At 52.4% G+C, this 26,790-nt stretch carries 26 protein-coding genes, 1 tRNA gene and 2 pseudogenes; 18 read left to right on the top strand and 11 right to left on the bottom strand.

Going from position 1 to position 26,790, the window contains the following annotated elements; all coding sequences use genetic code 11:
• Window positions 1-44: 44 nt before the first annotated feature.
• Window positions 45-965 (bottom strand): kdo(2)-lipid IV(A) palmitoleoyltransferase, encoded by a 921-nt coding sequence (lpxP, locus tag ACLD4K_RS05535; RefSeq protein WP_411011504.1) that lies wholly within the window; start codon window positions 963-965, stop codon window positions 45-47.
• Between the two features lie 521 nt (window positions 966-1,486).
• On the opposite strand from lpxP, the gene ACLD4K_RS05530 reads away from it, so the two are divergent.
• Window positions 1,487-1,729: a YfdY family protein gene (locus tag ACLD4K_RS05530; RefSeq protein ID WP_183058389.1), complete on the top strand. Its 243-nt coding sequence runs from the start codon at window positions 1,487-1,489 to the stop codon at window positions 1,727-1,729.
• 209 nt (window positions 1,730-1,938) lie between these two features.
• Here ACLD4K_RS05530 and ACLD4K_RS05525 read toward each other — a convergent pair.
• Window positions 1,939-2,595 (bottom strand): annotated as a pseudogene (locus tag ACLD4K_RS05525) (IS630 family transposase); the annotation flags it as partial.
• Between the two features lie 56 nt (window positions 2,596-2,651).
• On the opposite strand from ACLD4K_RS05525, the pseudogene ACLD4K_RS05520 reads away from it, so the two are divergent.
• Window positions 2,652-3,023 (top strand): annotated as a pseudogene (locus ACLD4K_RS05520) (IS630 family transposase); the annotation flags it as partial.
• A gap of 290 nt (window positions 3,024-3,313) precedes the next feature.
• On the top strand, window positions 3,314-4,252 hold the full coding sequence (gene pgtE / locus ACLD4K_RS05515) for an omptin family outer membrane protease PgtE (protein WP_411011503.1): 939 nt from the start codon (window positions 3,314-3,316) through the stop codon (window positions 4,250-4,252).
• A 156-nt stretch (window positions 4,253-4,408) separates the two neighbouring features.
• On the opposite strand, the gene ACLD4K_RS05510 is transcribed toward pgtE, so the two are convergent.
• Together ACLD4K_RS05510 and ACLD4K_RS05505 are read right to left on the bottom strand one after the other, a co-directional pair.
• Window positions 4,409-4,483 (bottom strand) — tRNA-Arg (locus ACLD4K_RS05510).
• Window positions 4,484-4,558: 75 nt separating this feature from the next.
• Window positions 4,559-5,500, bottom strand: a complete 942-nt coding sequence (locus tag ACLD4K_RS05505; RefSeq protein ID WP_000377772.1) for a formate/nitrite transporter family protein — start codon at window positions 5,498-5,500, stop codon at window positions 4,559-4,561.
• Window positions 5,501-5,788: 288 nt separating this feature from the next.
• Here ACLD4K_RS05505 and mlaA point away from each other — a divergent pair, with 288 nt between their 5' ends.
• Window positions 5,789-6,544, top strand: coding sequence for a phospholipid-binding lipoprotein MlaA (gene mlaA / locus ACLD4K_RS05500; RefSeq protein WP_000776789.1), 756 nt, complete (start codon window positions 5,789-5,791; stop codon window positions 6,542-6,544).
• Between the two features lie 60 nt (window positions 6,545-6,604).
• On the opposite strand, the gene fadL is transcribed toward mlaA, so the two are convergent.
• Window positions 6,605-7,912, bottom strand: a complete 1,308-nt coding sequence (gene fadL / locus ACLD4K_RS05495; RefSeq protein ID WP_183059511.1) for a long-chain fatty acid transporter FadL — start codon at window positions 7,910-7,912, stop codon at window positions 6,605-6,607.
• 370 nt (window positions 7,913-8,282) lie between these two features.
• Here fadL and ACLD4K_RS05490 point away from each other — a divergent pair, with 370 nt between their 5' ends.
• From ACLD4K_RS05490 to sixA, 4 genes are all read left to right on the top strand, one after another.
• On the top strand, window positions 8,283-8,567 hold the full coding sequence (locus tag ACLD4K_RS05490; protein ID WP_000030904.1) for a YfcZ/YiiS family protein: 285 nt from the start codon (window positions 8,283-8,285) through the stop codon (window positions 8,565-8,567).
• 176 nt (window positions 8,568-8,743) lie between these two features.
• Window positions 8,744-10,054, top strand: coding sequence for an acetyl-CoA C-acyltransferase FadI (gene fadI / locus ACLD4K_RS05485; protein ID WP_411011502.1), 1,311 nt, complete (start codon window positions 8,744-8,746; stop codon window positions 10,052-10,054).
• Window positions 10,054-12,201: a fatty acid oxidation complex subunit alpha FadJ gene (gene fadJ, locus ACLD4K_RS05480; protein ID WP_411011501.1), complete on the top strand. Its 2,148-nt coding sequence runs from the start codon at window positions 10,054-10,056 to the stop codon at window positions 12,199-12,201. Before fadI ends, fadJ begins: the two co-directional genes overlap by 1 nt.
• A gap of 208 nt (window positions 12,202-12,409) precedes the next feature.
• Window positions 12,410-12,895, top strand: coding sequence for a phosphohistidine phosphatase SixA (gene sixA / locus ACLD4K_RS05475; protein WP_001195800.1), 486 nt, complete (start codon window positions 12,410-12,412; stop codon window positions 12,893-12,895).
• Between the two features lie 98 nt (window positions 12,896-12,993).
• On the opposite strand, the gene smrB is transcribed toward sixA, so the two are convergent.
• The gene (smrB, locus tag ACLD4K_RS05470; protein ID WP_000730794.1) at window positions 12,994-13,545 is read right to left on the bottom strand and encodes an endonuclease SmrB; all 552 of its coding nucleotides are present in this window, start codon (window positions 13,543-13,545) and stop codon (window positions 12,994-12,996) included.
• A 165-nt stretch (window positions 13,546-13,710) separates the two neighbouring features.
• Between smrB and prmB the strand changes: the two genes are divergently transcribed.
• Genes prmB through ACLD4K_RS05440 form a run of 6 tightly spaced genes read left to right on the top strand, consistent with a single transcriptional unit; the run spans window position 13,711 to window position 18,257 of the window.
• Window positions 13,711-14,643, top strand: a complete 933-nt coding sequence (gene prmB, locus ACLD4K_RS05465) for a 50S ribosomal protein L3 N(5)-glutamine methyltransferase (protein ID WP_001542329.1) — start codon at window positions 13,711-13,713, stop codon at window positions 14,641-14,643.
• 35 nt (window positions 14,644-14,678) lie between these two features.
• Window positions 14,679-15,764 carry a chorismate synthase gene (aroC, locus tag ACLD4K_RS05460; protein WP_411011500.1) on the top strand — a complete coding sequence of 362 codons (1,086 nt, stop codon included), beginning with the start codon at window positions 14,679-14,681 and terminating at the stop codon, window positions 15,762-15,764.
• Window positions 15,765-15,767: 3 nt separating this feature from the next.
• Window positions 15,768-16,592 carry a penicillin-insensitive murein endopeptidase gene (gene mepA, locus ACLD4K_RS05455; protein ID WP_000750429.1) on the top strand — a complete coding sequence of 275 codons (825 nt, stop codon included), beginning with the start codon at window positions 15,768-15,770 and terminating at the stop codon, window positions 16,590-16,592.
• Window positions 16,592-17,401, top strand: coding sequence for a sulfite exporter TauE/SafE family protein (locus ACLD4K_RS05450; protein WP_000368599.1), 810 nt, complete (start codon window positions 16,592-16,594; stop codon window positions 17,399-17,401). The genes mepA and ACLD4K_RS05450 overlap by 1 nt, the downstream gene beginning before the upstream one ends.
• On the top strand, window positions 17,401-17,949 hold the full coding sequence (locus ACLD4K_RS05445; RefSeq protein WP_411011499.1) for an elongation factor P hydroxylase: 549 nt from the start codon (window positions 17,401-17,403) through the stop codon (window positions 17,947-17,949). Before ACLD4K_RS05450 ends, ACLD4K_RS05445 begins: the two co-directional genes overlap by 1 nt.
• Before the next feature lie 32 nt (window positions 17,950-17,981).
• On the top strand, window positions 17,982-18,257 hold the full coding sequence (locus ACLD4K_RS05440) for a YfcL family protein (RefSeq protein ID WP_000559749.1): 276 nt from the start codon (window positions 17,982-17,984) through the stop codon (window positions 18,255-18,257).
• Window positions 18,258-18,308: 51 nt separating this feature from the next.
• Here ACLD4K_RS05440 and mnmC read toward each other — a convergent pair whose 3' ends face one another.
• Window positions 18,309-20,309 carry a bifunctional tRNA (5-methylaminomethyl-2-thiouridine)(34)-methyltransferase MnmD/FAD-dependent 5-carboxymethylaminomethyl-2-thiouridine(34) oxidoreductase MnmC gene (gene mnmC, locus ACLD4K_RS05435; protein ID WP_411011498.1) on the bottom strand — a complete coding sequence of 667 codons (2,001 nt, stop codon included), beginning with the start codon at window positions 20,307-20,309 and terminating at the stop codon, window positions 18,309-18,311.
• Between the two features lie 159 nt (window positions 20,310-20,468).
• On the opposite strand from mnmC, the gene fabB reads away from it, so the two are divergent.
• Complete coding sequence (fabB, locus tag ACLD4K_RS05430) at window positions 20,469-21,683, top strand: beta-ketoacyl-ACP synthase I (RefSeq protein ID WP_000817159.1); 1,215 nt, start codon at window positions 20,469-20,471, stop codon at window positions 21,681-21,683.
• A 97-nt stretch (window positions 21,684-21,780) separates the two neighbouring features.
• Window positions 21,781-22,437 (top strand): CPBP family intramembrane glutamic endopeptidase, encoded by a 657-nt coding sequence (locus ACLD4K_RS05425; RefSeq protein ID WP_024146092.1) that lies wholly within the window; start codon window positions 21,781-21,783, stop codon window positions 22,435-22,437.
• Window positions 22,438-22,503: 66 nt separating this feature from the next.
• Here the strand turns inward: ACLD4K_RS05425 and ACLD4K_RS05420 are convergent, their stop codons facing one another.
• From ACLD4K_RS05420 to ACLD4K_RS05410, 3 genes are all read right to left on the bottom strand, one after another.
• Window positions 22,504-23,022, bottom strand: coding sequence for a YbjP/YqhG family protein (locus ACLD4K_RS05420; protein ID WP_023201614.1), 519 nt, complete (start codon window positions 23,020-23,022; stop codon window positions 22,504-22,506).
• Complete coding sequence (locus ACLD4K_RS05415) at window positions 23,022-23,390, bottom strand: NlpC/P60 family protein (protein WP_000118256.1); 369 nt, start codon at window positions 23,388-23,390, stop codon at window positions 23,022-23,024. The genes ACLD4K_RS05420 and ACLD4K_RS05415 overlap by 1 nt, the downstream gene beginning before the upstream one ends.
• 168 nt (window positions 23,391-23,558) lie before the next feature.
• A complete protein-coding gene (locus ACLD4K_RS05410; RefSeq protein ID WP_076726948.1) occupies window positions 23,559-23,807 on the bottom strand; it encodes a transcriptional regulator in 249 nt (82 codons plus the stop codon).
• A 172-nt stretch (window positions 23,808-23,979) separates the two neighbouring features.
• Here ACLD4K_RS05410 and ACLD4K_RS05405 point away from each other — a divergent pair, with 172 nt between their 5' ends.
• Both ACLD4K_RS05405 and ACLD4K_RS05400 read left to right on the top strand, forming a co-directional pair.
• Window positions 23,980-24,354, top strand: a complete 375-nt coding sequence (locus ACLD4K_RS05405) for a hypothetical protein (protein WP_001051266.1) — start codon at window positions 23,980-23,982, stop codon at window positions 24,352-24,354.
• A 179-nt stretch (window positions 24,355-24,533) separates the two neighbouring features.
• On the top strand, window positions 24,534-25,712 hold the full coding sequence (locus tag ACLD4K_RS05400; protein WP_023201615.1) for an MFS transporter: 1,179 nt from the start codon (window positions 24,534-24,536) through the stop codon (window positions 25,710-25,712).
• Here the strand turns inward: ACLD4K_RS05400 and flk are convergent.
• Entirely contained in the window at window positions 25,709-26,710 is a 1,002-nt protein-coding gene (flk, locus tag ACLD4K_RS05395; protein WP_411011497.1) for a flagella biosynthesis regulator Flk, read from the bottom strand. The two genes, ACLD4K_RS05400 and flk, sit on opposite strands and share 4 nt — an antisense overlap.
• Window positions 26,711-26,790: the final 80 nt, after the last annotated feature.

Here is a 26,790-nt window from a genome sequence, read left to right as displayed (position 1 = left end):
TATGGCAATGCGAAATGCCAAAATAAAAGGCCTTGCGGCCTTTTTCAGATGTAGAGTGACGCTTCTCCCGACGGGCGAGTCTTGAAACGGCGATGAATCCAGAGATATTGCTCCGGGGCGCGCATGATCTCTTTTTCAATAATTTTATTCATATAGGCAGCGGCTTGATTTTCATCTGCCGGGTAACCTTCCATTTCAGGAGTAATATACAGACGATAACCCGAGTTATCGGATTTCCTTACCATTGTAACGGTCAACATGGCGGCACCAGACAGCCTGGACAGTACATAGGTGCCGTTGGTGGTGGCGACGTTTTCAACCGCGAAAAATGGCGCAAAGGAGCTGCCTTTAGGGCCGTAGTCCTGGTCGGGAGCAAACCAAACGGCTTCCCCTTTTTTTAGCGCGCCCACAATGCCGCGCAGATTGTTTCTGCCGATCATCGCTTTATTTGAGCGCATACGACCGCGTGTCTGCACCCACTCCATGAGCGGATTGTTATGCGGACGATAGGTCGCCATCATCGGCTGGCAGAGACCCATTACCCGGCCTCCCAATTCCAGCGACATAAAATGCACGCCAACGACCATTACGCCGCGATTTTGCGCCTGCGCACGGGTAAGGTTGTCCAGCCCGTCCACATCAAACCATTTGCGAACCCGGCTATCAGGCCAGAACCAGGCCATGCCCGTTTCAAGCAGCGCCATGCCAAGAGAGTGGAAATTCTCGGCGATCAGTTTTTCCCTTTCTTCCCGGGAGAGGGTCGGAAAACAGAGTTCAATATTTTTTTGGGCGATCGACTCACGTCGCTTCAGGAAGGGGCGCGCCAGCTTACCGGTGCGGGTGCCCAGAAAACGTAAAACCGGGTAGGGAAGCTGCACCAGTAACCAGAGGACGCCAACGCCAAACCACGTCAGCCAGTAGCGCGGGTGCAAAAACGCGCGTGAAAATTTGCTTTGAGGAAACATAAAATACCTTCTGTAGATACGAAAATAATGTATCGCAGAAGAGTCATTATCCGCAGCGGTACACTCTGAAATACGCATCATCCTTCAAGTTGCGTTCGCTTATCCGAAGCACTTACTTGAGTAAGCCCATCAGGGTAACTTGAATGATTTACGTATAGTTAGGCCATCATGTACGACAATGGTTCCCGTAAGGAGTGTAAAACTAAGTCAGTACTAAACCACGAGGGCATGAACGCCAGGCAGGTTAATGTACCACCAGTTATTTACTCGCGCCCAGAAATTCTTTATCAAGAAGCGTAAATATTTCTCCCGTAGCAAAAATAAGCTAATGATTATTTTTAATTCATTGTTTTTACAGTAATAATTTTATTTCAGACGAAGGTCATTGAAAAATGATTAAAAAAATAAAATGTGAGATAAATGTTATGGAAATGACTTGATGATAAGGTTTATCTTAAAGGAGAAGTGAGAGGGACCGTAAGGCTATATGGAAGCCTTGCCATAGACAGGAGGTATTATCGATGATCTATTTATGGACATTTCTTGCAATAAGTATACTTGCCGTGAGTGGCTATATCGGTCAGGTGATGGGGGCTTTTTCCGCGGTTTCTTCATTTACGGGAATGGTTATCCTTGCCGCGCTGATTTATTTACTCAATGTATGGCTGCAGGATGGCGATGACATCATTAGCGGATTATTGCTTTTTCTTGCACCGGCATGTGGGTTAATTATTCGCTTTATGGTGGGATACGGTAAGCGTTAGTCAGTTATATACCCTTCATACTTCAAGTTGCTTATGTGTTGGCTACGGATTACTCGACCCATCCATGGGCCTCGCCCTGACGGGCCGTCGCACGCGACGTTCAAATCTGCTCCCGGCAGATTTGTCGTTCACCCCAGTCACATAGTTATCTATGCTCCCGGGGACTCACTCCCTTGCCGCCTTTAAGCAACTCGAATTATTTTGGGTATATATTCGCAGATTAGCGGGTATTCCGGGGTCTTCAGATTCAGCGCCCCCATGATATTCAGCCGCGTACGACTGCCTGTTGTTTTTACTGCTTTTTTCTGGCCTTTGCATATCCAGCCGTAGCTGATTTTAGTGGCCTGAGTTGGATGGACTCCATCAATAAAAAGAACCGGTTCATCACCCACGGTTTCTTTCAGTTCCTCATAATATTCAATAAATTGTCTTTGTTTCTCTTCACTGAACTTATGGGGGACGCCTGACGGCTTTTTGTAAGTGAAGCCGTTACGATGCAGCCACTTGTTCATGCCCGGAACGCTGAAAACGATGTTCCATGTCCGGGCAACAAACGCAATAACATCGCGGGCATGGTGAAACAAATTATCGGTTAACTGACTGATTAAAAAGGCTGTTTGTTCAGCACTGAGTTTACTGTCTGAGCCGCCGTTTTCGGGCTTCAGCTTCCCTTTGTTCAGAAACTCGCTGATATGGTGGTCAACGGTCGTCTGATGCAGGCGCAAAGCCTGAGCAATCATGGCAGAACTCCAGCCTTCGGAGGCCAGAAGAATGGCTTTAATACGATCCCTGACTCGCCCGTCACGACTGGAATCGTGAAGGCGCTCAAGTTCAGCTTTTTGTTGGTCAGTGATGAATATTTTCATGGTGAGCAGCATGATCTCCTGTTGCCGAAAAATCAAGCATCTTCAATGATCACGGGTATAAAACGATTAATGAATATAACGTATCCCGTTTTTTCAATGAGATACGAAAGGTTTATCCTGATTACAACCAGAAAATTCACGTTATTCTGGATGGCGCAGGTTATCACCGTTCACAGTTAGTGAAAGACTGGGCGGAGGTGGTAAATATCAGGCTACATTATCTTCCACCTTACAGTCCGAACCTGAATCCGATAGAGCGAACGTGGAAGTTAATGAACGAACATGCGCGGAATAATCGTTACTTCAGTAGTACGAAGGAATTCAGGGACGCAATATCTGAGTTTTTTAACCAGACGCTGCCGGATATAGCAGGTTCTCTGTCATCCCGAATTAATGATCACTTTCAGGTGCTGAAATCTGCATCTTGAGGTTTATTGGGTATAAATTCTGATATTACAGTTACTTTCAATCTGGCTGACAACATCAGCAGCGATGTCGTTAGCCAGATAACGTCGCATCACCATAGTGATAAATCACTCCATCATGATTATAGTTTGCTTATTATTCACCTGAGCATCAAATTCTATTTCTTAACTTCAATATAAGGTAAAAATACGTCAAGTTCTCTGGCGTAATAAATGTACTCTTGTCCGACGATTTGACAAGATGAAAACTTCATCACCTCTCCAGATTACATCTGAATATGAGGACAAGAGAAATGAAAAAACATGCTATTGCAGTAATGATGATCGCCGTATTTTCTGAGTCGGTTTATGCGGAGTCTACTTTATTTATTCCGGACGTCTCTCCTGAGAGCGTCACGACATCCCTTTCCGTGGGAGTGTTAAATGGTAAATCCAGGGAGCTGGTTTATGATACCGACACCGGGCGGAAGATTAGTCAACTGGATTGGAAAATAAAAAATGTCGCCACGTTGCAAGGGGATTTATCATGGGAGCCCTATTCGTTCATGACGCTGGACGCCCGCGGCTGGACGTCTTTGGCGTCGGGATCGGGTCATATGGTTGACCGTGACTGGATGAGCAGTGAGCAGCCAGGCTGGACCGATCGTTCAATTCATCCGGACACCAGCGTCAACTATGCTAATGAATACGATTTGAACGTGAAAGGTTGGTTATTGCAGGGTGATAACTACAAGGCGGGCGTAACAGCGGGTTATCAGGAAACCCGTTTTAGCTGGACGGCAAGAGGCGGGTCTTATATTTATGATAATGGTCGGTATATTGGTAATTTTCCTCATGGCGTGCGCGGCATAGGTTATAGCCAGCGTTTCGAAATGCCCTATATCGGGCTGGTGGGTAATTATCGTATTAATGACTTTGAGTGTAATGTACTGTTTAAATACAGCGACTGGGTAAATGCGCATGATAATGACGAACACTACATGCGCAAACTTACCTTCCGTGAAAAAACGGAAAATTCACGATATTATGGCGCTTCTATTGACGCCGGATATTATATTACCAGTAATGCAAAAATCTTTGCTGAGTTCGCTTACAGTAAATATGAAGAAGGTAAGGGCGGTACGCAAATCATAGATAAAACCAGCGGTGATACGGCGTATTTTGGTGGCGATGCCGCAGGTATAGCTAATAATAACTATACGGTTACCGCGGGGTTGCAGTACCGCTTCTAGACCACATCGGGATGTCATCGGTCATAACTGGCCGATGACGACTTTTTGCTGAACGTATGGCATGTCCGGTGATATTGCATAGTGGCAATAAAAGCAACATGAAAGGGGAACCGCTCGAAAGGTTATGCAGCAAGAAGAGAATTTCCTGGGTATCAATGGTGTCCCCTGCAGGAATCGAACCTGCAACTAGCCCTTAGGAGGGGCTCGTTATATCCATTTAACTAAGGGGACAACGCGGCGCCAGTATAGCGTTTTTTATTCGCCGGAGTAAGTGTAGCGCCGCCTGACTGGTTAAACCGTCGCCACTCAGCGCTGTTTTTCCGCTTTTTTCCGCTCCCGTTCCAGGCGCTCGCCGCGTAGCCTCGCTTCTTCCTTACGCTTATTGCTCATATCGTTGCGGATTTGCGCGTGGCTCATCAATGCGAAAATAAAGGTGCCGCCGCAGATATTTCCGGCAAGTGTGGGAAGGGCGAAGGGCCAGAGAAAGTCGCTCCAGGGCAGCGTGCCGTTGAAAACCAAATACAAAATTTCAACGGAGCCGACGACAATATGGGTGGTATCGCCCAGCGCGATAAGCCAGGTCATCAAAATAATGACCACAATTTTTGCCCCGCCTGCAGCAGGAAACATCCATACCATTGTGGCGATGATCCAGCCAGAGATAATCGCGTTGGCAAACATCTCCGTTGGGCTATTTTTCATGACCTCCATACCAATTTTGACAAAGGCGTCGCGGGTCTCTTCATCAAATATAGGCATATATTCAAATGCCCACGCCGCAACCCCGGTGCCAATAAGGTTGCCCAATAAGACTACGCCCCATAAGCGCATCAGCAGGCCAACGTTACTCAGAGTGGGATTTTGCATTACCGGCAATACGGCAGTAACGGTATTTTCAGTAAATAATTGCTGGCGGGCCATGATGACAATGATAAAACCAAAGGTATAGCCGAGATTTTCCAGTAAAAAGCCGCCGGGAACGCCTTCAAGCTGCACGTGGAAAATCCCTTTCGCCAGGAGTGATGCCCCCATAGAAAGTCCTGCGGCAATGGCTGACCAGAGCAAAGCCATCGCATCGCGTTCCATCTCTTTTTCACCATCCTGGCGAATATGTTCATGAATCGCCATGGCGCGGGAAGGAAGACGATCTTCATCCACTTCAATCTCTTTACCGCTTTGTTTTTCTTCGCTTTCAACTTCCAGGTCACTGCTGTGCCGGTTAATTTTATCGTCGTTAAGGCTATCCATGATGATCCCTGCTGATTAACACATATTAATAAAGCGTAGCGGTTTTTCATTTACCCAGGCCGGGGCATTCTCCGAAAAAATAAAAATGATCACGCTCGTTTTTATCTGTTTCGTTAGAATAGGGCCGTCATGTTGTTGCGTTACCAGGCTATGCTCAGAGCAATGAGATCGCGCATATAGACATCGTTTGACGTGCTGTTAAAATCGCTCACACCTAAACAGGCGGATACGGTAGCGTTCCGTCATGGATGGCAATCAGCGATAGCCATAATTCACAGGGAGACATCTATGAAGCTTCGCCTGTCGGCGCTGGCGCTGGGAACCACACTGCTGGTCGGGTGTGCGAGTTCCGGTACAGAACAGCAGGGGCGTTCAGACCCATTTGAAGGGTTTAACCGCACCATGTACAACTTCAACTTTAATGTGCTGGACCCGTATGTTGTTCGGCCAGTCGCGGTTGCCTGGCGTGACTATGTTCCACAGCCTGCGCGTAACGGTTTAAGTAATTTCACCGGCAACCTCGAAGAACCGGCGATCATGGTGAACTATTTCCTGCAGGGCGATCCTTATCAGGGTATGGTGCATTTCACCCGTTTCTTCCTGAACACCTTATTAGGGATGGGCGGCTTTATTGACGTCGCGGGAATGGCGAATCCTAAGCTGCAGCGCGTTGAGCCGCATCGTTTTGGCAGTACGCTGGGCCATTATGGCGTGGGGTATGGGCCTTATGTGCAACTTCCGTTCTACGGCAGCTTCACGCTGCGTGAAGATGGCGGGGATATGGCGGATACCTTGTATCCGGTGCTCTCGTGGTTGACCTGGCCAATGTCCATAGGAAAATGGACTATCGAAGGGATAGAAACCCGCGCGCAGTTGCTGGACTCCGATGGTTTGCTGCGCCAGTCTTCCGATCCTTATATTATGGTGCGCGAGGCGTACTTCCAGCGTCATGACTTTATCGCCAATGGCGGAAAACTCAAGCCGCAGGAAAACCCGAACGCGCAGGCGATTCAGGACGAACTCAAAGAGATCGACTCGGAATAAACGGCAGTAAATAAAAAGGTGAGCGCAATGCTCACCTTTTTGATCCGCTTCAGAAAGAGATTAGAACGCGTAGTTAAAGTTAGTACCGAACAGCCAGGCTTTCCCTTCAGATTCAAACTGATAAGGGCCTTCATTAATTTTCACGCTCTGACCATGCATATAAGAGACGCCAACGTCGACAGACGCATCTTTATTAAAGGCGTAAGTCGTACCGGCGCTCAGCCAGAAACGGTCCTGGTCCGGAATAGAGATAGAACGGTTTTGCGCTGGTACCGGGCTGTCATCGAAGGCGATACCGGTACGGAACGTCCAGTTGTCATCGTAGTAATAGGTGGTGCCCAACGCAATGCGGTAAGCGTCTTTAAAGCCTTCATGCTTCTCAAAGAGCGTATCGCCAGCGGTCGATTTTGCCTTCAATTCCTGGAACTGACTCCAACTGGTATAGGCCAGGCTATAGTGGATAGCCCACTGTGGCGCCACACGGTTATAACCGGACACTTCCCACATTTCCGGCAGATTCAGCGTCAGGTAGCCTGACTGCGTCGCGCCGCCGGTTGCCGTTGGGATAGGCAGGTTAAATCGGTTTATACCGATGGGAAGATCGCTACTGTAGTTGCCTTTAAAGTCAATTTTGACTTCCGAGCGGTAGGTCAGCGCGTAGCGGTTATTTTTATCCAGTTCATAAAGGATACCGGCATTCCAGCCAAAGCCCCACTGATTACCGTTCAGGTGGGCAATCTTGGTGTCGCTGGGAATCTGACCCGCGACCGGCGCCAGCGCCGGATTCTGTGCCGCGACCAACTGGCCTAAATCGCCTGCAAAACGTTCGATTTTCGCGCGCGCGTATACTGCATCAAAGCCGAGGCCGAAGCTCCAGGCCTCATTTAAGCGATAAGCGCCGCTTAAATTCAGATTCATGGTTTCAAGATCGGTCGTACCGCCAACCGAGCCGCCGGCGTATGTGTCGTTAAACTCTGTCGCCAGACCATAGTTAGAGGTAATAGAAGCCCCCCAGCCAAACTGATCGTTAATCGGGGCGACAAAATGGACGTTCGGCACCCAGGCCGTCGGCGCGATGTTATCCGCATCTAACGTCCGACGAGATGGCGATGTCCCGCTAATATTAACATCAGGATCTATATAAACCGCGCCCGCTGAAAACGTCGGGCGGTCAAACATGGTAATTAACGCCGGGTTGCGGCTAACGTTACCCGCATCATCTGCGATTGCGCCTTCACCCGAATAGGCCCGGCCAAGGCCAGAGGAAGAAAATTCGTTTAACTGAAAGCCTGCAGACCAGGCCTGGGTGGAGATGATTGCCACTGCGACTGCGAGAGCAGACTTTGTAAACAGGGTTTTCTGGCTCATGACCATAACCTCATTGATTATTTTTATACAAACTATGTTACATGCTGTAACAGGAGCGCGAAGTGTAGGGTCTGCGGTACGACTTAGAAATCAGACCAGTGGCGAGAGTATAGGTCTGACCAGCCAGAATGTTGCAAGTATGTTTTTAAGATTTTTCAATTGTGATCTTAGAAACGAGATCTGGTTGGCAAAATCGGCGGGCTTAACGGTCACCCGATCGCGCGATTTTTGTTTTAGATCATTTTTAAGTGTGATTTCGGTCACTTAACGCGTTTCCCACCATTAACGACTGGAGAGGCGAATGCCGGGAGCGTAAAATATCCCCATCGTTTATCTGGCACCCTGGGTGCAAATACAGAGGAAATCTACAATGAGTAAATGCAGTGCTGATGAAACCCCGGTTTGCTGCTGTATGGACGTTGGAACCATCATGGACAACTCCGATTGCACCGCGTCATACAGCCGCGTATTCGCTACCCGCGCAGAGGCTGAAGAGACGCTGGCGGCGTTAACCGAAAAAGCGCGTAGCGTGGAGTCTGAACCTTGCCAAATTACGCCAACCTTTACCGAGGAATCCGAAGGCGTTCGTCTGGATATTGATTTTGTTTTCGCCTGCGAAGCAGAAACGCTGATCTTCCAGCTCGGCCTGCGTTAATCCGTTCATTCACGACGCCTCCGTCATCATCTGGCGGAGGCGTTTTCTTTTTTTGTCGCTTCCCTTCACTGTGTCTTAGCTCCCACTTTCTTTTCTCTCTGCTTGGCTAAATGTAAAAAATTGGTTAAGACTGTGATCAGGTCAGACCACTAATTTATTTTTTACAGGGGAGTACTATGCGTCAGGCTTTACCGTTGGTCACCCGCCAGGGCGATCGCATTGCTATTGTCAGTGGGTTACGAACCCCCTTCGCTCGTCAGGCCACTGCATTTCATGGTATTCCCGCTGTTGATCTCGGCAAGATGGTGGTAGGCGAGCTGCTGGCGCGCAGTGAAATTCCAGCCGATGCCATTGAGCAACTGGTTTTTGGTCAGGTAGTACAAATGCCGGAAGCGCCCAATATTGCGCGCGAAATTGTGCTGGGTACGGGAATGAATGTTCATACCGATGCATATAGCGTAAGCCGCGCCTGCGCCACCAGTTTTCAGGCGGTAGCGAATGTGGCGGAAAGCCTGATGGCCGGCACGATACGCGCGGGTATCGCTGGCGGCGCAGATTCGTCGTCGGTACTGCCAATAGGCGTGAGTAAAGCCCTGGCGCGGGTACTGGTTGATGTCAATAAAGCCCGGACGACCCGCCAACGGCTGGCGCTTTTTTCTCGTCTGCGCTTACGCGACCTGCTGCCCGTTCCTCCTGCCGTTGCTGAGTATTCCACCGGTCTGCGCATGGGCGATACCGCCGAACAGATGGCGAAAACGTATGGTATTACGCGTGAACAGCAGGACGCGCTGGCGCATCGTTCACATCAGCGCGCCGCGCAGGCATGGGCGGAGGGTAAACTGGCGGAAGAAGTGATGACGACCTATGTGCCGCCGTATAAAAACCCCTTTGCAGAAGACAACAACATTCGCGGCACCTCCACGCTGGCGGACTACGCCAAACTGCGTCCCGCTTTTGACAGAAAACATGGCTCCGTGACCGCCGCCAATAGTACACCGCTGACCGACGGCGCTGCCGCCGTTATTCTGATGAGCGAATCCCGCGCTAAAGAGCTGGGGCTGCACCCGCTTGGTTATCTGCGCAGCTACGCCTTTACCGCTATTGATGTCTGGCAGGACATGCTATTGGGGCCGGCCTGGTCAACGCCGCTGGCGCTGGAGCGGGCCGGGTTGACGATGGCCGATCTGACGCTTTTTGACATGCATGAAGCGTTTGCCGCTCAGACTCTGGCGAACTTACAACTGCTGGGCAGCGAACGATTTGCCCGTGAGGTGCTTGGTCGTGCGCAGGCGACAGGGGAGGTGGATGACGCTAAATTCAACGTGCTCGGCGGCTCAATCGCCTACGGGCATCCTTTTGCCGCAACGGGCGCACGGATGATAACCCAAACGTTGCATGAATTACGGCGTCGGGGCGGAGGTTTTGGCCTGGTCACGGCCTGCGCGGCTGGCGGTCTTGGCGCGGCGATGGTTCTGGAGGCGGAATAATGACTACCACATCAGCTTTTATGCTTAACGTGCGTCTGGATAATGTCGCGGTTGTCGCTATTGATGTCCCTGGAGAAAAGGTGAACACCCTGAAAGCGGAGTTTGCCGCGCAGGTACGCGCCATCCTGAAGCAGATCCGGGAAAATAAAGCGTTGCAGGGCGTTGTTTTTATCTCAGCCAAAGCAGATAACTTTATTGCTGGCGCTGATATCAACATGATAGGCCACTGCCAAAACGCGCAGGAAGCGGAAACGCTGGCGCGTCAGGGGCAACAACTGATGGCGGAGATCCAGGCGTTGCCTGTTCCGGTTATCGCCGCCATTCACGGCGCCTGCCTGGGGGGCGGTCTTGAAATGGCGCTGGCCTGCCATCGGCGTATCTGTACCGACGACGTTAAAACCGTTCTCGGACTGCCGGAGGTACAGTTAGGGCTTTTACCGGGATCGGGCGGAACGCAGCGTCTTCCGCGGCTGGTGGGGGTCAGTACCGCGCTGGATATGATCCTGACAGGTAAACAGCTTCGCGCCAGACAGGCGCTTAAAGCCGGGCTGGTTGATGATGTGGTGCCGCAAACTATTTTACTGGAAGCGGCTGTCGAGCTGGCTAAAAAAGAACGCCTGGCGCAACGGACATTACCGGTCCGTGAACGTATCCTGGCGGGGCCGCTGGGGCGCGCGCTGTTATTTCGCCTGGTGCGTAAAAAGACGGCGCAAAAAACGCAGGGTAATTATCCGGCGACGGAGCGGATCATTGATGTGATTGAAACCGGACTGGCGCAGGGCAGCAGTAGCGGCTATGACGCGGAAGCGCGCGCTTTCGGCGAGCTGGCGATGACGCCTCAATCGCAGGCGCTGCGCGCTGTTTTCTTTGCCAGTACCGAGGTGAAAAAAGATCCCGGTAGCGATGCGCCGCCCGGCCCGCTGAACAGCGTGGGCATCTTAGGCGGCGGGTTAATGGGCGGCGGTATCGCCTGGGTTACGGCCTGTAAAGGCGGCTTGCCAGTACGAATTAAGGATATAAATACTCAGGGGATCAATCATGCTCTGAAGTACAGCTGGGATCTGCTTGAAACAAAAGTACGCCGCCGCCATATCAAAGCCAGCGAACGCGATAAACAGTTGGCGTTGATATCAGGTTCGACCGATTATCGTGGTTTCAGTCATCGTGATCTGGTCATTGAAGCGGTGTTTGAAGATCTGCCGTTAAAACAACAGATGGTGGCGGAAGTGGAGCAAAATTGCGCTGCTCACACCATTTTTGCCTCCAATACTTCTTCCCTGCCGATTGGCGATATTGCGGCGAATGCGGCCAGACCGGAACAGGTGATTGGATTGCACTTTTTTAGCCCGGTCGAAAAAATGCCGCTGGTTGAGGTCATTCCTCACGCGTCTACTTCCGCGCAGACCATCGCCACGACCGTTAAGCTGGCGAAAAAACAGGGTAAAACCCCGATAGTCGTCAGTGATAAAGCCGGGTTTTATGTTAACCGAATTCTTGCGCCATATATCAATGAGGCGATTCGGATGCTGACTGAAGGCGCACGTGTCGAACATATTGACGCCGCCCTGGTAAAATTTGGTTTTCCGGTGGGGCCAATCCAACTTTTGGATGAGGTAGGAATCGACACGGGCACTAAAATTATTCCTGTGCTTGAGGCGGCGTATGGAGAACGTTTTAGCGCGCCTGCAAATGTTGTCGCTTCAATTTTGAATGACGATCGCAAAGGTAGAAAAAATGGTCGCGGTTTCTATCTTTATGGCGAAAAAGGGCGTAAAAGCAAAAAACAGGTTGACCCTGCTATTTATAAGCTTATTGGCGTGCAAGGGCAGAGTCGACTATCTGCGCAGCAGGTGGCAGAGCGCTGTGTCATGTTAATGCTTAACGAAGCGGCGCGCTGTTTCGACGAAAAAGTGATTCGCAGCGCGCGCGATGGCGATATCGGCGCCGTGTTTGGTATCGGTTTTCCGCCGTTTCTCGGTGGCCCGTTCCGCTATATGGATGCTCTCGGGCCGGGTGAAATGGTGGCGACATTACAGCGCCTGGCCGCACTTTACGGTCCTCGTTACGCGCCTTGTGAACAATTAGTGCGCATGGCGGAGCGCAGGGAGCATTTCTGGACGAATGGGGAAACTGACCAGGGAAATTGAGGTCAAAGAGAATATGAATCCGCACTGAATGCCTCCTTAGTGGCGAAATAATAATCAAGGATTGACTATACTTACGCCATTGAGGTAAAAAACAGCGTTTCATTCAGTGAATGGATAAGGCACAATGCCGGCCACCGCATTTTTGCCGCAGCCAATAGGGGCATGTGGTAAGCGTGTTGGTGAAACTGGTTAACAAAAGCGGTGCAATATGCAAGTTTTTATCATGCGTCACGGCGACGCAGCCCTCGATGCCGCCAGTGATTCGGTTCGTCCCTTGACCCCTTGTGGGTGTGACGAGTCTCGCCTGATGGCGAACTGGCTGAAAGGTCAAAAAGTGGATATCGAACGTGTTCTGGTGAGTCCGTTTCTTCGGGCCGAACAGACGTTAGATGTGGTCGGCGATTGTATGAATCTGCCGGCTCAGGTGGATGTCCTGCCGGAGCTAACGCCCTGTGGCGATGTCGGTCTGGTCAGCGCCTACCTCCAGGCGCTGGCCAATGAAGAGATCGGATCGGTGCTGGTGATCTCTCACTTACCTCTGGTCGGATACCTGGTATCTGAGCTTTGTCCGGGCGAAACGCCGCCGATGTTCACGACGTCCGCAATTGCCAACGTTACGCTTGATGAAAGCGGCAAGGGGACATTCAACTGGCAAATGAGCCCCTGCAATCTGAAAATGGCGAAAGCGATTTAATCTTTGCTGCCTGATGGCGCTTCGCTTATCAGGCCTACGACAGCGCTGGCTGTTCGTAGGCTGGATAAGGCGCTTGCGCCGCCATCCGGCATTCCGCATCAGGGTAATTCGGGCGGTTGCCACTCTTCCACTTCAATCAACACCAGCAGCGCGGCGTCGCCGCCGTACTCTTTCGGTGCCTGATGAAAGGCCATCACATGCGGATGCTGCGCCAGCCATAACGGCGTTTGCTGTTTCAGAATATGTTTACCGTGTCCATGCATGACGCAGGCGCAAAAAATATGTTCCCGACGGCAGGCGGCAATTAGCGCCCCCAGTTCCTGCTTGGCCTGAAGCTGCGTTAAGCCGTGTAAATCCAGAAACAGTTCTGGCGAATAGTCGCCGCGGCGCATTTTTTTTAGCTCGAAATGGCTGACATCTTCACGGACATACTTTACCGGCCCTTCCGTATTGAGCAGCGGCTGGAACTCATCAGAAAAATAGTGGCTGGCGTCCGCCTGTTCCTGAATTAACCTTCGGGTAGGGACTTCCGTGATTTTCTTGCGCAGCGGCCTATGGACGATAGTATCCTGTTTAATCTTTCGGGTGCCGACCATCAGCTGACGGAACAGCGCCTGGTCCTCCTCGCTGAGCGATGTTTTCTTTTTCATTCGTGGGTCTCGTCTGATCTTTTGCCTTAGTTTACCCGACCCGGAGGATATCCGAACGGTCAAAACGGATTTTTCGTATTCTCCCGCCGCGTCAATGCTGATTTATCCCTGTCTTCGTGGCAAACTAGCCGCCGAATTTAATGCGAGCATGCCCTGGAGGAATACGTGGATAAAATTTTCGTCGATGAAGCAGTAAGTGAACTGCATACCATTCAGGACATGTTGCGCTGGGCGGTAAGCCGCTTTAGCGCGGCGAATATCTGGTATGGACACGGTACCGATAACCCGTGGGATGAAGCGGTACAACTGGTGTTGCCGTCTCTTTATCTGCCGCTGGATATTCCGGAAGATATGCGGACCGCGCGGCTGACGTCCAGCGAAAAACACCGCATTGTCGAGCGAGTGATTCGTCGCATTAACGAGCGTATCCCGGTCGCCTACCTGACCAATAAAGCCTGGTTCTGCGGCCACGAATTTTATGTCGATGAGCGCGTGCTGGTGCCGCGTTCGCCGATTGGCGAGCTGATTAATAACCACTTCGCCGGCCTTATTAGCCAACAGCCGAAATATATTCTGGATATGTGTACCGGTAGCGGCTGCATCGCCATCGCCTGTGCTTATGCTTTCCCGGACGCAGAGGTTGATGCGGTCGATATTTCGCCGGATGCGCTGGCTGTCGCCGAGCATAACATTGAAGAACACGGTCTTATCCATCACGTGACGCCAATCCGTTCCGATCTGTTCCGCGATCTGCCGAAAGTTCAGTACGATCTGATTGTCACTAACCCGCCTTATGTCGATGCGGAAGATATGTCCGATCTGCCGAACGAATATCGCCACGAACCTGAGCTGGGGCTGGCGTCCGGCACTGACGGCCTCAAATTGACCCGTCGTATCCTGGGAAATGCGCCGGATTATCTGTCCGATGACGGCGTTCTGATTTGTGAAGTCGGAAACAGCATGGTACATCTGATGGAGCAGTATCCGGATGTGCCGTTCACCTGGCTGGAGTTTGACAACGGCGGCGATGGCGTCTTTATGTTGACCAAAGCGCAGTTGCTCGCGGCCCGTGAACATTTCAACATTTATAAAGATTAAAACACGCAAACGACAACAACGATAACGGAGCCGTGATGGCAGGAAACACAATTGGACAACTCTTTCGCGTAACCACTTTCGGCGAATCACACGGGCTGGCGCTTGGGTGTATCGTCGATGGCGTGCCGCCCGGCATCCCGTTGACGGAGGCCGATCTGCAGCACGATCTCGACAGACGCCGCCCCGGCACCTCGCGCTATACTACCCAGCGCCGCGAACCGGACCAGGTAAAAATTCTCTCCGGCGTGTTTGATGGCGTGACGACCGGCACCAGCATTGGCCTGCTGATTGAAAACACCGATCAGCGCTCGCAGGACTACAGCGCGATTAAAGATATTTTTCGTCCGGGACACGCGGATTATACCTATGAGCAGAAATACGGCCTGCGCGATTACCGTGGCGGTGGACGTTCTTCCGCGCGTGAAACCGCGATGCGCGTAGCGGCAGGGGCGATCGCCAAGAAATACCTGGCGGAAAAGTTCGGCATCGAAATCCGCGGCTGCCTGACCCAGATGGGCGATATTCCGCTGGAGATTAAAGACTGGCGTCAGGTTGAGCTTAATCCGTTCTTTTGTCCCGATGCGGACAAACTTGACGCGCTGGACGAACTGATGCGCGCGCTGAAAAAAGAGGGTGACTCCATCGGCGCGAAAGTGACGGTGATGGCGAGCGGCGTGCCGGCAGGACTTGGCGAACCGGTATTTGACCGACTGGATGCGGACATCGCCCATGCGCTGATGAGCATCAATGCGGTGAAAGGCGTGGAGATCGGCGAAGGATTTAACGTGGTGGCGCTGCGCGGCAGCCAGAATCGCGATGAAATCACGGCGCAGGGTTTTCAGAGCAACCACGCTGGCGGCATCCTCGGTGGCATCAGTAGCGGGCAACACATTGTGGCGCATATGGCGCTGAAACCTACCTCCAGCATTACCGTGCCGGGACGTACGATCAACCGGGTGGGTGAAGAAGTCGAGATGATCACCAAAGGGCGCCACGATCCGTGTGTGGGGATTCGCGCAGTGCCGATCGCAGAGGCCATGCTGGCGATCGTGCTGATGGATCACCTGCTGCGCCATCGGGCACAGAATGCGGATGTAAAGACAGAGATTCCACGCTGGTAAGAAATGAAAAAAACCGCGATTGCGCTGCTGGCATGGTTTGTCAGTAGCGCCAGCCTGGCGGCGACGCCGTGGCAGAAAATAACTCATCCTGTCCCCGGCGCAGCCCAGTCTATCGGTAGCTTTGCCAACGGATGCATCATTGGCGCCGACACGTTGCCGGTACAGTCCGATAATTATCAGGTGATGCGCACCGATCAGCGCCGTTATTTCGGCCACCCGGATCTGGTCATGTTTATCCAGCGGTTGAGTCATCAGGCGCAGCAACGGGGACTCGGAACCGTCCTGATAGGCGACATGGGGATGCCTGCCGGAGGCCGCTTTAATGGCGGACACGCCAGTCATCAGACCGGGCTTGATGTGGATATTTTCTTGCAGTTGCCGAAAACGCGCTGGAGCCAGGCGCAGCTATTGCGCCCGCAGGCGTTAGATCTGGTGTCCCGCGACGGTAAACATGTCGTGCCGTCGCGCTGGTCGTCGGATATCGCCAGTCTGATCAAACTGGCGGCACAAGACAATGACGTCACCCGTATTTTCGTCAATCCGGCTATTAAACAACAGCTTTGCCTCGATGCCGGAAGCGATCGTGACTGGCTACGTAAAGTACGCCCCTGGTTCCAGCATCGCGCGCATATGCACGTGCGTTTACGCTGCCCTGCCGACAGCCTGGAGTGCGAAGATCAACCTTTACCCCCGCCGGGCGATGGATGCGGCGCTGAACTGCAAAGCTGGTTCGAACCGCCAAAACCTGGCACCACAAAGCCTGAGAAGAAGACACCGCCGCCGTTGCCGCCTTCCTGCCAGGCGCTACTGGATGAGCATGTACTCTGATGGACAATTTTTATGATCTGTTTATGGTCTCCCCGCTGCTGCTGGTGGTGCTGTTTTTTGTCGCCGTACTGGCAGGATTTATCGATTCTATCGCCGGGGGCGGAGGGCTGCTCACTATCCCTGCGCTGATGGCCGCCGGGATGTCGCCGGCAAACGCGCTGGCGACCAATAAATTACAGGCGTGCGGCGGCTCCCTCTCGTCTTCGCTCTATTTTATTCGCCGTAAAGTGGTAAACCTGGCCGAGCAAAAGCTCAATATTCTGATGACGTTCATTGGCTCGATGAGCGGCGCGCTGCTGGTGCAGCACGTGCAGGCGGATATTTTGCGCCAGATCTTGCCCATCCTGGTGATTTTCATCGGCCTCTATTTTTTATTGATGCCGAAGCTGGGCGAGGAAGATCGCCAGCGCCGCCTGTATGGATTACCGTTCGCGCTGATAGCCGGGGGATGCGTCGGGTTTTACGACGGTTTTTTCGGGCCTGCCGCCGGGTCGTTTTACGCTCTGGCGTTTGTCACCTTATGTGGCTATAACCTGGCGAAATCCACGGCACATGCCAAAGTGCTTAACGCTACCTCCAACGTTGGCGGCCTGCTGTTATTTATCATCGGCGGCAAAGTGATCTGGGCGACGGGCTTCGTGATGCTGGTTGGTCAGTTTTTAGGGGCGCGAATGGGGTCGCGTCTGGTGTTGAGCAAAGGCCAAAAACTTATCAGACCGATGATCGTTATTGTCTCGGCGGTAATGAGCGCCAGGTTACTTTATGATAGCCACGGACAGGAGATCCTCCACTGGTTGGGGATGAATTAATGAACAGTACGCACAATTACGAACAGTTAATTGAGATTTTTAACGGCTGCTTTGCCGAAGAATTTAATACCCGTCTGATTAAAGGCGACGACGAACCGATCTATCTTCCTGCTGACGCGCAGGTACCGTACCACCGTATCGTCTTTGCGCATGGGTTTTACGCCAGCGCGCTGCATGAGATTTCTCACTGGTGTATCGCCGGTAAGGCGCGCCGCGAACTGGTTGACTTTGGTTACTGGTACTGCCCGGACGGACGCGACGCGCAGACCCAAAGTCAATTTGAAGACGTGGAGGTGAAGCCACAGGCCTTCGACTGGTTGTTTTGCGTGGCGGCGGGGTATCCCTTTAACGTCAGTTGCGACAATCTGGAAGGCGATATTGAGCCGGATCGCGTGGCGTTTCAGCGCCGGGTTCATGCGCAGGTAATGGCGTATCTGGAGCAGGGCATTCCTGAACGTCCAGCCCGCTTCATCAAAGCGCTACAGAATTACTATCACACGCCCGAACTTAAGGCGGAACAGTTCCCGTGGCCGGAAGCGCTTAATTAAAGCCAGCGCCACGTTTACAATGAGGAAAGAAGATGATCGCGGAGTTTGAATCACGCATTCTGGCATTAATTGACGATATGGTAGAGCACGCCAGCGACGATGAGCTTTTTGCCAGTGGATACCTGCGTGGCCACCTGACGTTAGCCATTGCCGAGCTGGAGAGCGGTGATGACCACTCCGTCGAGGCGGTCTATGCCAACGTTAGCCAAAGTCTGGAAAAAGCGATCGGCGCTGGCGAACTGTCGCCGCGCGATCAGGCGTTAGTCAAAGCGATGTGGGACAATTTGTTCGACAAGGCAAAACAATAACGCCGTGGGCCGGAAGGCGACGCTTGCCGCCTTCCGCTATCGGCTGACCCACTACTTCACCGCTTTTCCCTTCAATAACTTTCTCACCCATAACCGATTCGGATTTAACGCCGCCAGCGTACCGGCATCCAGTGGAATCGGCTCGTTACTCATCTGCGCCGCCAGAATTTCTGCGCATAATGGCGCTGAGCACAAACCACGCGATCCCAGCGCGCCGAGCATAAATAAACCCGGATACACAGGCGCAGGCGCCGCCGACGTTTTATTATCGGCTAAATCGGCGTAATGCGTCAGCGTGGCGTCGTAATCCGGGACATTGCCCACCATCGGCAGATGGTCGCGGGTGGCGCAACGCACGCCGCAACGGGCGCTGTTGCCGCTAACGTCAACCTCTGTGGCCCAGTTCGCCTCCGGAAAACAGTCAAGCAGACGCTGTCGGTTCTGACGCTGATCTTCTTCGCGCCAGACGGTGCTTTCGTCGCCCCGGTGATAGCTGGCGCCAATACAGTGCTGCTGATTATGCGGATTTTGCGGCGTCAGATAGCCGTCGTAGCACAACACCTGACGCAACGCCGAGAGGGCGGGGGTGGTGGGAATATGACTGACCTGCCCCCCGACGGCATAAACCGGCAGCGGCCGGGTTTGATCAAAACGGTTAATCTGATGGCCGTTCGCCAGGACGACGGTCTCATGGCTGGCGGTTTCACCTGACGTAAAGTGCAGTTGCCAGCGCGGCTCCTGCGCAACGAGCGACGTGAGCGTATGGCGAAAGCGCGTTTGTAAACCCTGTTCGGTCGCCAGTGCGATGACTGCGCGAGTTAATTGTTCCGGGCACAGCCAGCCGCCTGCCGGATAGGTAATTCCTCCGCAGCGTGTCGTCACGCCAACCGACTGTTCCGCCTCTTCGGCATTGAGCGCCGAGGCCAGTCCGGCGGGCAGCGCCAGGGACAGCATCTGGGCAATTTTCTGCTGGCTTTTCTCATCCCATCCGAGCTGCGTCACGCCGCACCAGTCATGATCAAAAGAGACGGGCAGGGCATCATACAGGCGACGGGCAAAGGTGAATGCGGTCGGGAAAAAGCGATTAATGGCGGCGTCATGTTTGCTAAGGAGCGGATAAAGCGCGCCCTGTCGATTACCGGAGGCGCCCAGGGCGGGCTGGTCGTCCGCGCAATAGAGCGTCACCTGCCAGCCGCGACGCAGTAACGCCAGCGATAACAGCGCGCTGGCGATGCCGCCGCCAACGATCGCCGTTTCACGTTTTTCGCTTCCGCTGCGGTAAAACCAGGGCGCGGAAAGTGTCGGCATGAGGTGTTGTTCCATCACTCCACAAAGCATCTCGCGTTTACGTCCGAAGCCTTTGCGTTTTTGCATGGTAAAACCGGCTTCCTGTAATCCCCGACGAACGAAACCCGCCGAGGTAAACGTCGCCAGCGTTGCGCCGGACCGCGCCAGCCGCGCCATCGCGTTAAACAGGTTTGGCGTCCACATATCCGGATTTTTCGCCGGGGCAAAACCGTCGAGGAACCAGGCGTCGACTGTTTGATTCAGCGTGACGTCCAGTTGGTCGGTCAGTTCATTAATATCGCCAAACCACAAATCCAGCGTTACCCGGCCCCGATCCAGCAATAGGCGGTGGCATCCCGGGAGCGGCAGCGGCCATTGCGCCTGCAGCTGCTCTGCCCAGGGCGCGAGCTCCGGCCAGTGTTGGTGCGCCAGCGCCAGATCGTCGCGCATTAACGGGAATTTCTCAAAACTGATGAAATGTAACCTTTCCAGCGTCGCCTGTGGGTGCGCAGAACGAAAGCTGTCAAACGCCTGCCACAGCGTCAGGAAGTTGAGTCCGGTGCCAAAACCGCTTTCCGCGACTATAAATAATGGATGTGAATGTACGGGAAACCGCTCCGCAAGACGATTGCCGCCAAGAAAAACGTAGCGTGTCTCTTCGAGTCCATTGTCATTAGAAAAATAGACATCATCAAAATCTCGGGAAACAGGTGTACCCTCAGCGTTAAATTCGAGTGTGGCGGGTTGTATGGCGTATTGTTTCACGTAAGTTACTCGTCTGACGGGCGGTATCGCGATCTTAACGATGTGTGCCTGATGGCGCAAATTTCCGTACTAAATGGCTGATCGGACTTGTTCGGCGTACAAGTGTACGCTATTGTGCCAATCGAAACTTAAAAATAGTGCGAATTACAGAGGTATTGAATGAAACGTGCAGTGATTACTGGCCTGGGCATCGTTTCCAGCATCGGTAATAACCAGCAGGAAGTCCTGGCATCTCTGCGTGAAGGACGTTCAGGGATCACTTTCTCTCAGGAGCTGAAGGACGCCGGCATGCGTAGCCAGGTATGGGGCAACGTAAAACTGGATACCACTGGCCTCATTGATCGCAAAGTCGTGCGCTTTATGAGCGACGCCTCCATCTATGCTTATCTGTCTATGGAGCAGGCAGTGGCCGACGCCGGTCTGGCGCCGGAAGTCTATCAGAATAACCCGCGTGTCGGCCTGATTGCAGGTTCCGGCGGCGGCTCCCCGAAATTCCAGGTCTTTGGCGCAGACGCCATGCGTAGCCCGCGTGGTCTGAAAGCCGTGGGCCCGTATGTGGTGACGAAAGCAATGGCATCCGGCGTTTCCGCCTGCCTCGCTACGCCGTTTAAAATTTATGGTGTGAACTACTCCATTAGCTCCGCTTGCGCGACCTCCGCACACTGTATCGGCAATGCGGTTGAACAGATCCAACTGGGCAAACAGGACATCGTTTTTGCTGGCGGCGGCGAAGAGCTGTGCTGGGAAATGGCCTGTGAGTTCGACGCGATGGGGGCACTGTCCACCAAATATAACGATACGCCTGAAAAAGCGTCCCGTACCTATGATGCGCATCGTGATGGGTTTGTCATCGCAGGCGGTGGCGGTATGGTTGTTGTCGAAGAGCTGGAACACGCTCTGGCGCGCGGCGCGCATATCTATGCGGAAATCGTCGGTTACGGCGCAACATCCGATGGCGCAGACATGGTTGCTCCGTCTGGTGAAGGCGCAGTACGTTGCATGCAGATGGCGATGCACGGCGTAGACACGCCGATCGACTACCTGAACTCTCACGGTACCTCTACTCCGGTAGGCGACGTGAAAGAACTGGGTGCAATCCGTGAAGTGTTTGGCGATAACAGCCCGGCTATCTCCGCGACCAAAGCGATGACCGGCCACTCGCTGGGTGCCGCAGGCGTGCAGGAAGCTATCTACTCTCTGCTGATGCTGGAGCACGGTTTTATCGCGCCGAGTATCAACATCGAAGAGCTGGATGAGCAGGCTGCGGGCCTGGACATCGTGACCGAAACGACCGAGCGTGAACTGACTACCGTAATGTCTAACAGCTTCGGTTTTGGCGGCACCAACGCCACGCTGGTGATGCGTAAGTTGTAAGCCTGACTATTACGTTGTAGTATCAATAATGAAACAGGTCGCTAATGCGACCTGTTTTTTCATTCAGGGAACAACAAATTATATGGATATTCTATAAATGCCAACTAATACATTAGATAAAATTAGGCATAGTTTGAGTTGCGTGGCTGTTTTATTTGGTTTGCTTGGCATTTTTGTTTTTGCCTCATTTTCGCCTTCCTATGCCTGGCTTTATTTGGGAGGTCTGGCTGCGCCTTTTATATATAGTATTGTTTTTGTCTATGCGATTGCCGCCTGGAGTATTTATTCAAAGTATTATCCGTTTTTATCATTGGGCCGCTTATCATTTGTGGAATGTTTTGTTCCGGCGCTGGCCCTGGTGTGCCTTACCGTTCTCTACAATGCTTTTAGTGGCCCGGAACCCTGGATGGCCGAGTTATCAAGGCAATTTTTTCTTCATAAATTTCTTAACACGCTGGCGATGTGCTTTCTGGCTCCTGTGGCGGAGGAAATTATATTCAGAGGATTTTTATTAAACAGCAGTATCGGTTGGGGTCGGTACTCAAGAGTTTCCGGTATTATTATTACCTCACTCGCTTTTGCATTTATGCATACACAATATCTCTTTGCGGTGACTTTTGTTTATCTGTTTGTTTTTTCATCTATATTATGCGTTGTTCGAATGAGAAGTTGTGGGTTAATGATACCGATAATACTTCATATTTTAAATAATGCCTGGGTTATTTTCGGCTTACTGTTTTCAGCGACGGAATAAGCGCCTGATGCAATAGGCGCTTTAACCTCTTCGGTACGAACAAGAGACCGATGGCGGTTCCCTTTTTTAATGCTTCTTATATTCCGGCGCGACTTTCGCTGACCAGGCCTCAGCCTGGGTGATGGCGCCTGCGTCATAAATCGGCTGTTCATAACCCTTATCAGCATCCCGAACGCGGTAAATTTTCCAGCGTCCCTCTTCCCAACGGGTATAAACTTCCAGGTGGATGGGCGTTGACTCTGTACCCAACAGAACATCCACTTTTTCTCCGCCGAGGAAAGGGTGTGCCTTCCCAACCCGTAACTGTGGAATCCACTCTGGCGCATAGTCCTGCGCATACATAAAATAATCAGCCCCCACAATCTCCTGTTCATAAAGGGACTGTATTAGCGCCAGGCGATGAATAACCTCTTTAGCAACGTAACTTTGCATTAAGGCGGTGGTGTCGTCAGGGGTGTTCACATCGTTCGTGAACGTCGTCATCCATGAGGTATAGAACTGCTTCACGGCCTGCGTACTGTCGTGATGAGGCGCAGAGCAACTACAAAGCAACAGGATAAGCGCGACAAGGGAGAACGTTTTCATTAATTCTTCCTGTAGATGGTATATGAGGGCCTGGCTGCCCGGTAGCCCGGGCCGGCCCACATATCGCGTTGTTTAAAATCTGAATACCACTCTGTGCCATCGTATATCGCCATGTGACCGCTCGGGTTTCCGCCAGCGTAAGGTTGAATAATGATGACGTCACCCTCGCGCGGCATTTCATAGGTACCAATAGCGGTGAATCCGGCGCTTCTTAACATTGGACCATAATCTTTCGCATGATATGTATGCCCCAGCGTGATACCGCCCGCCTGAATTGCCTTTCGGGTAAATTCCGCACACCGGCCTTGAGAATGAGAACCTGCATGCGTTTTGGCATAATTAACCGCCATTCTTTTATCCCAACTCATAATGATTCCTGTTAATAAAATACGTAATAGCAATGACGTAATGCTTTAACAGTATTTGATTCGGGAAGCATGACAAATAGTGCTATTACTATTTTCAATAGAATAAGTTTAAATATTTATTAATTGTTGAGATTGATAAGTTAGGGCCAATTTATTCAACATTAACTATTATTCTGCGGTATTGGCATCATTTTTTATTTGCATATCGCCATAGCGCGACGGCCAGATCTCCTGCGGCGTGATGCTAAGCGCGTCCGCAATAATCCGTTCGGCTCTCGGCCAGGAGCGGGTAAAGACATTGCGTAGTGAATCAGGGGATAAACCGGCCTGACGAGAAAGATCTCTGAGCGTAATACCTCTTTTTTCCAGTGCACTTTTAATATCTGCACGATGCCAGTCTTGGCTTTTTGGTTCCATTCTGTAATCCTAAGAAGATGCGTTATCGGCGCCGATATTTTTAAGGTAAAAATTAGCGTGAGAAAAAGAAAGTTACTTTCTTTTTCACTCTAAGAATAGTGCCAGAAAGAAAGCAAAATTTCGCGCAAAAGAAGAAATATTTTTATTTCATCAGAGGAAAGGAAAGAAACCGATGGCAAAGGAATGGTTCACGGTTAAGGAATGTCTTGGCTTACCGGGGTTTCCGGGAAGCGAGCCTGCGGTTCGCGAACGTTTGTATAAGTACAGCGAAGGGAAAGAGGGCGTCAGGCGTAAGCGTGTTAAATCAAAGGCCGAGGAGTTTCATATATCTGTTTTCCCTCTTTATGTTCATCGTTATCTGGACGACAGCGGAGAGGAACCGACGCCAGAACCCATTTCCTTACAGGAAGCGGAGCCTGAAGATATCTGGGAGATGATGTTCAGGTTACTGACACCAGAACAGCGCAAGCAGGTGACCGGACGGTTTAAGGTGAGAGGGATGAAAGCGGTCTTTCCCTTTCTGTTTGATGACACGCCGCCGCGTTGATACCCTGGCTGCAATTTCAAGGTTGACAAGTTTCGCGTCTCACAGGCAGACTTCACTCTCTACATTATCCTTCCGATAATGCGTAAGCGTTTAACGTTATCCAACGCACCTTAATCCTGACGTTCAGGTAGAGGGGGGCGTGGCATTTCCCCGCCTTACTCTGCATTCTGGAGTAATGCATGACAGCAGTTAGCCAAAAAACAACGACCCCGTCTGCGAATTTTTCGCTGTTCCGCATCGCCTTTGCGGTTTTTCTAACCTATATGACGGTCGGCCTGCCGTTACCCGTCATCCCGCTTTTTGTCCATCACGAACTGGGCTATAGCAATACGATGGTTGGGATCGCCGTGGGCATTCAGTTTTTTGCGACGGTACTGACGCGCGGCTATGCCGGACGGCTGGCGGATCAATATGGCGCTAAACGATCGGCGTTACAGGGGATGTTTGCCTGCGGGCTGGCGGGCGCCGCCTGGCTACTGGCCGCGCTGTTGCCGGTTTCCGTGCCGGTAAAATTCGCGCTGCTTATTGTCGGGCGTTTGATCCTCGGATTTGGCGAAAGCCAACTGCTGACCGGAACCCTGACCTGGGGATTGGGGCTGGTTGGCCCAACGCGTTCCGGTAAGGTGATGTCGTGGAACGGGATGGCGATTTACGGCGCGCTGGCGGCCGGTGCGCCGTTGGGCTTGCTGATCCATAGCCACTTTGGCTTCGCGGCGCTGGCGGGGACGACGATGGTTTTACCGCTGCTGGCCTGGGCATTCAACGGCACCGTGCGTAAAGTACCTGCGCATGAGGGGGAGCGACCTTCACTGTGGAGCGTGGTCGGGCTTATCTGGAAACCGGGCCTGGGTCTGGCATTGCAGGGCGTGGGTTTTGCCGTCATCGGTACGTTTATTTCACTTTATTTTGTCAGCAATGGCTGGACGATGGCGGGATTCACCCTGACCGCGTTTGGCGGCGCGTTTGTACTGATGCGCATAGTGTTCGGTTGGATGCCGGACCGCTTTGGCGGCGTGAAGGTCGCCGTTGTCTCATTGCTGGTTGAGACGGCAGGACTGCTGCTCTTGTGGCTGGCGCCGACGGCCTGGATAGCGCTGGTAGGCGCGGCGCTCACCGGGGCAGGGTGTTCATTGATTTTCCCGGCGCTGGGCGTGGAGGTTGTGAAACGCGTACCTTCTCAGGTACGCGGTACGGCACTCGGCGGCTACGCCGCGTTTCAGGATATCTCCTACGGTGTTACCGGCCCGCTGGCGGGCGTGCTGGCCACGTCATGCGGCTATCCTTCCGTATTCCTCGCGGGAGCGATCTCCGCGGTGGTTGGCATCCTGGTGACGATATTATCGTTCCGGCGTGGTTAAGAAACCAGCCAGAAAAGCGCCAGTACAATTATTAGCGCGATAAACAACAGGCCTGGCCGCGCAGACAGATTTTTCACGGTTTCAATCATCGGCGCGAACGGGCGGTAGATGGGTTGAATAGAGAGCGGTTCCAGCTCATTCGCCTCCCGTTCTACGCGACGCAGGAAAATATGGTTAAGTAAATCCTGCACCTGGGCGGTGGTCAGCACCGTATGCGGCTGAATTTGATAAGTGTGTTGGGCATACTCTTTGATCGCTGTGAGCTCGTCCGGCTCAAGCGGTTGTTTTAACGCAGCCTGCAGCGTATGTAGCGTAGGCGCGTGTTGTAGTGACAGCGTCTGCCGCGCCTGTAGCCATGTCGCCAGATGGGTAAACTGCTTTGCCGGAATGAGCTCGCCGCTTTTCACGCCGGAGAGTTCCAGCATTGATTGCCAGATAAGTTTGCTTGACTCGCCGGTCGCGGCCGCCAGCTTCGTCACCAACTGATTCAACGTATTATGTTCAGCAGGCAATAATGGCCGATCCGTTGCCGGGCGTTGTTGCGGCTGCGGAATGGAAAGCTGCCCTTGTTGCAGAAGCGTCAGTACGTTTTTGAGTTGATCGGGCGTAAGCTGGCTAAGCGCGGTTTGACCGTATTGCTGACGGATAAAATCGCTGACGGCCTGACGATTATTCCCGACGCCAAGCAGCTCTGTTAGCTGTGAAAGCACCTGACGATTGGCGTGATTTTGCTGCGCTACGCCCAGACGCTGGGTAAGATTCTGTTCAGCGGCGGGGAAGTGGCGCGACAGTAGCGGCGCGTCATTTTTTATCCCCAGATCGTGTTTCATTCCGGCCCATACTTCCGCGCTTTGCTGCTGGGTCAGTGAAATCAGGCGCGTGATCAGCCTTTCCAGTACCGTACGCTGTTGCATGGAAAGCGGCTGCTCGCTCGCAGCGGAAAGAGGATTACGCCCTTCGCCTGGAGGCTGTGCAGGGGCGCCGGAGATGGGATGCATAATTAATTATCCTTTAACCATAAATCTGAGCAATATATGCCTGGCGGCCAGATTATGGCACACTTGTCCGGTTAACTCTC

Origin of the sequence: Salmonella sp. 741265055_HSA (assembly GCF_046569525.1) — a bacterium.
In the GTDB taxonomy this organism is placed as follows: domain Bacteria; phylum Pseudomonadota; class Gammaproteobacteria; order Enterobacterales; family Enterobacteriaceae; genus Salmonella; species Salmonella enterica.
This window is presented reverse-complemented; position numbering and strand designations above follow the sequence as displayed.

Excerpts from the sequence above, each read along its gene's own strand:
- lpxP (WP_411011504.1), bottom strand. The coding sequence starts at position 965 with ATGTTTCCTCAAAGCAAATTTTCACGCGCGTTTTTGCACCCGCGCTAC.
- ACLD4K_RS05530 (WP_183058389.1), top strand. The coding sequence starts at position 1,487 with ATGATCTATTTATGGACATTTCTTGCAATAAGTATACTTGCCGTGAGT.
- pgtE (WP_411011503.1), top strand. The coding sequence starts at position 3,314 with ATGAAAAAACATGCTATTGCAGTAATGATGATCGCCGTATTTTCTGAG.
- ACLD4K_RS05505 (WP_000377772.1), bottom strand. The coding sequence starts at position 5,500 with ATGGATAGCCTTAACGACGATAAAATTAACCGGCACAGCAGTGACCTG.
- mlaA (WP_000776789.1), top strand. The coding sequence starts at position 5,789 with ATGAAGCTTCGCCTGTCGGCGCTGGCGCTGGGAACCACACTGCTGGTC.
- fadL (WP_183059511.1), bottom strand. The coding sequence starts at position 7,912 with ATGAGCCAGAAAACCCTGTTTACAAAGTCTGCTCTCGCAGTCGCAGTG.
- ACLD4K_RS05490 (WP_000030904.1), top strand. The coding sequence starts at position 8,283 with ATGAGTAAATGCAGTGCTGATGAAACCCCGGTTTGCTGCTGTATGGAC.
- fadI (WP_411011502.1), top strand. The coding sequence starts at position 8,744 with ATGCGTCAGGCTTTACCGTTGGTCACCCGCCAGGGCGATCGCATTGCT.
- fadJ (WP_411011501.1), top strand. The coding sequence starts at position 10,054 with ATGACTACCACATCAGCTTTTATGCTTAACGTGCGTCTGGATAATGTC.
- sixA (WP_001195800.1), top strand. The coding sequence starts at position 12,410 with ATGCAAGTTTTTATCATGCGTCACGGCGACGCAGCCCTCGATGCCGCC.
- smrB (WP_000730794.1), bottom strand. The coding sequence starts at position 13,545 with ATGAAAAAGAAAACATCGCTCAGCGAGGAGGACCAGGCGCTGTTCCGT.
- aroC (WP_411011500.1), top strand. The coding sequence starts at position 14,679 with ATGGCAGGAAACACAATTGGACAACTCTTTCGCGTAACCACTTTCGGC.
- mepA (WP_000750429.1), top strand. The coding sequence starts at position 15,768 with ATGAAAAAAACCGCGATTGCGCTGCTGGCATGGTTTGTCAGTAGCGCC.
- ACLD4K_RS05450 (WP_000368599.1), top strand. The coding sequence starts at position 16,592 with ATGGACAATTTTTATGATCTGTTTATGGTCTCCCCGCTGCTGCTGGTG.
- ACLD4K_RS05445 (WP_411011499.1), top strand. The coding sequence starts at position 17,401 with ATGAACAGTACGCACAATTACGAACAGTTAATTGAGATTTTTAACGGC.
- ACLD4K_RS05440 (WP_000559749.1), top strand. The coding sequence starts at position 17,982 with ATGATCGCGGAGTTTGAATCACGCATTCTGGCATTAATTGACGATATG.
- fabB (WP_000817159.1), top strand. The coding sequence starts at position 20,469 with ATGAAACGTGCAGTGATTACTGGCCTGGGCATCGTTTCCAGCATCGGT.
- ACLD4K_RS05425 (WP_024146092.1), top strand. The coding sequence starts at position 21,781 with ATGCCAACTAATACATTAGATAAAATTAGGCATAGTTTGAGTTGCGTG.
- ACLD4K_RS05420 (WP_023201614.1), bottom strand. The coding sequence starts at position 23,022 with ATGAAAACGTTCTCCCTTGTCGCGCTTATCCTGTTGCTTTGTAGTTGC.
- ACLD4K_RS05415 (WP_000118256.1), bottom strand. The coding sequence starts at position 23,390 with ATGAGTTGGGATAAAAGAATGGCGGTTAATTATGCCAAAACGCATGCA.
- ACLD4K_RS05410 (WP_076726948.1), bottom strand. The coding sequence starts at position 23,807 with ATGGAACCAAAAAGCCAAGACTGGCATCGTGCAGATATTAAAAGTGCA.
- ACLD4K_RS05405 (WP_001051266.1), top strand. The coding sequence starts at position 23,980 with ATGGCAAAGGAATGGTTCACGGTTAAGGAATGTCTTGGCTTACCGGGG.
- ACLD4K_RS05400 (WP_023201615.1), top strand. The coding sequence starts at position 24,534 with ATGACAGCAGTTAGCCAAAAAACAACGACCCCGTCTGCGAATTTTTCG.
- flk (WP_411011497.1), bottom strand. The coding sequence starts at position 26,710 with ATGCATCCCATCTCCGGCGCCCCTGCACAGCCTCCAGGCGAAGGGCGT.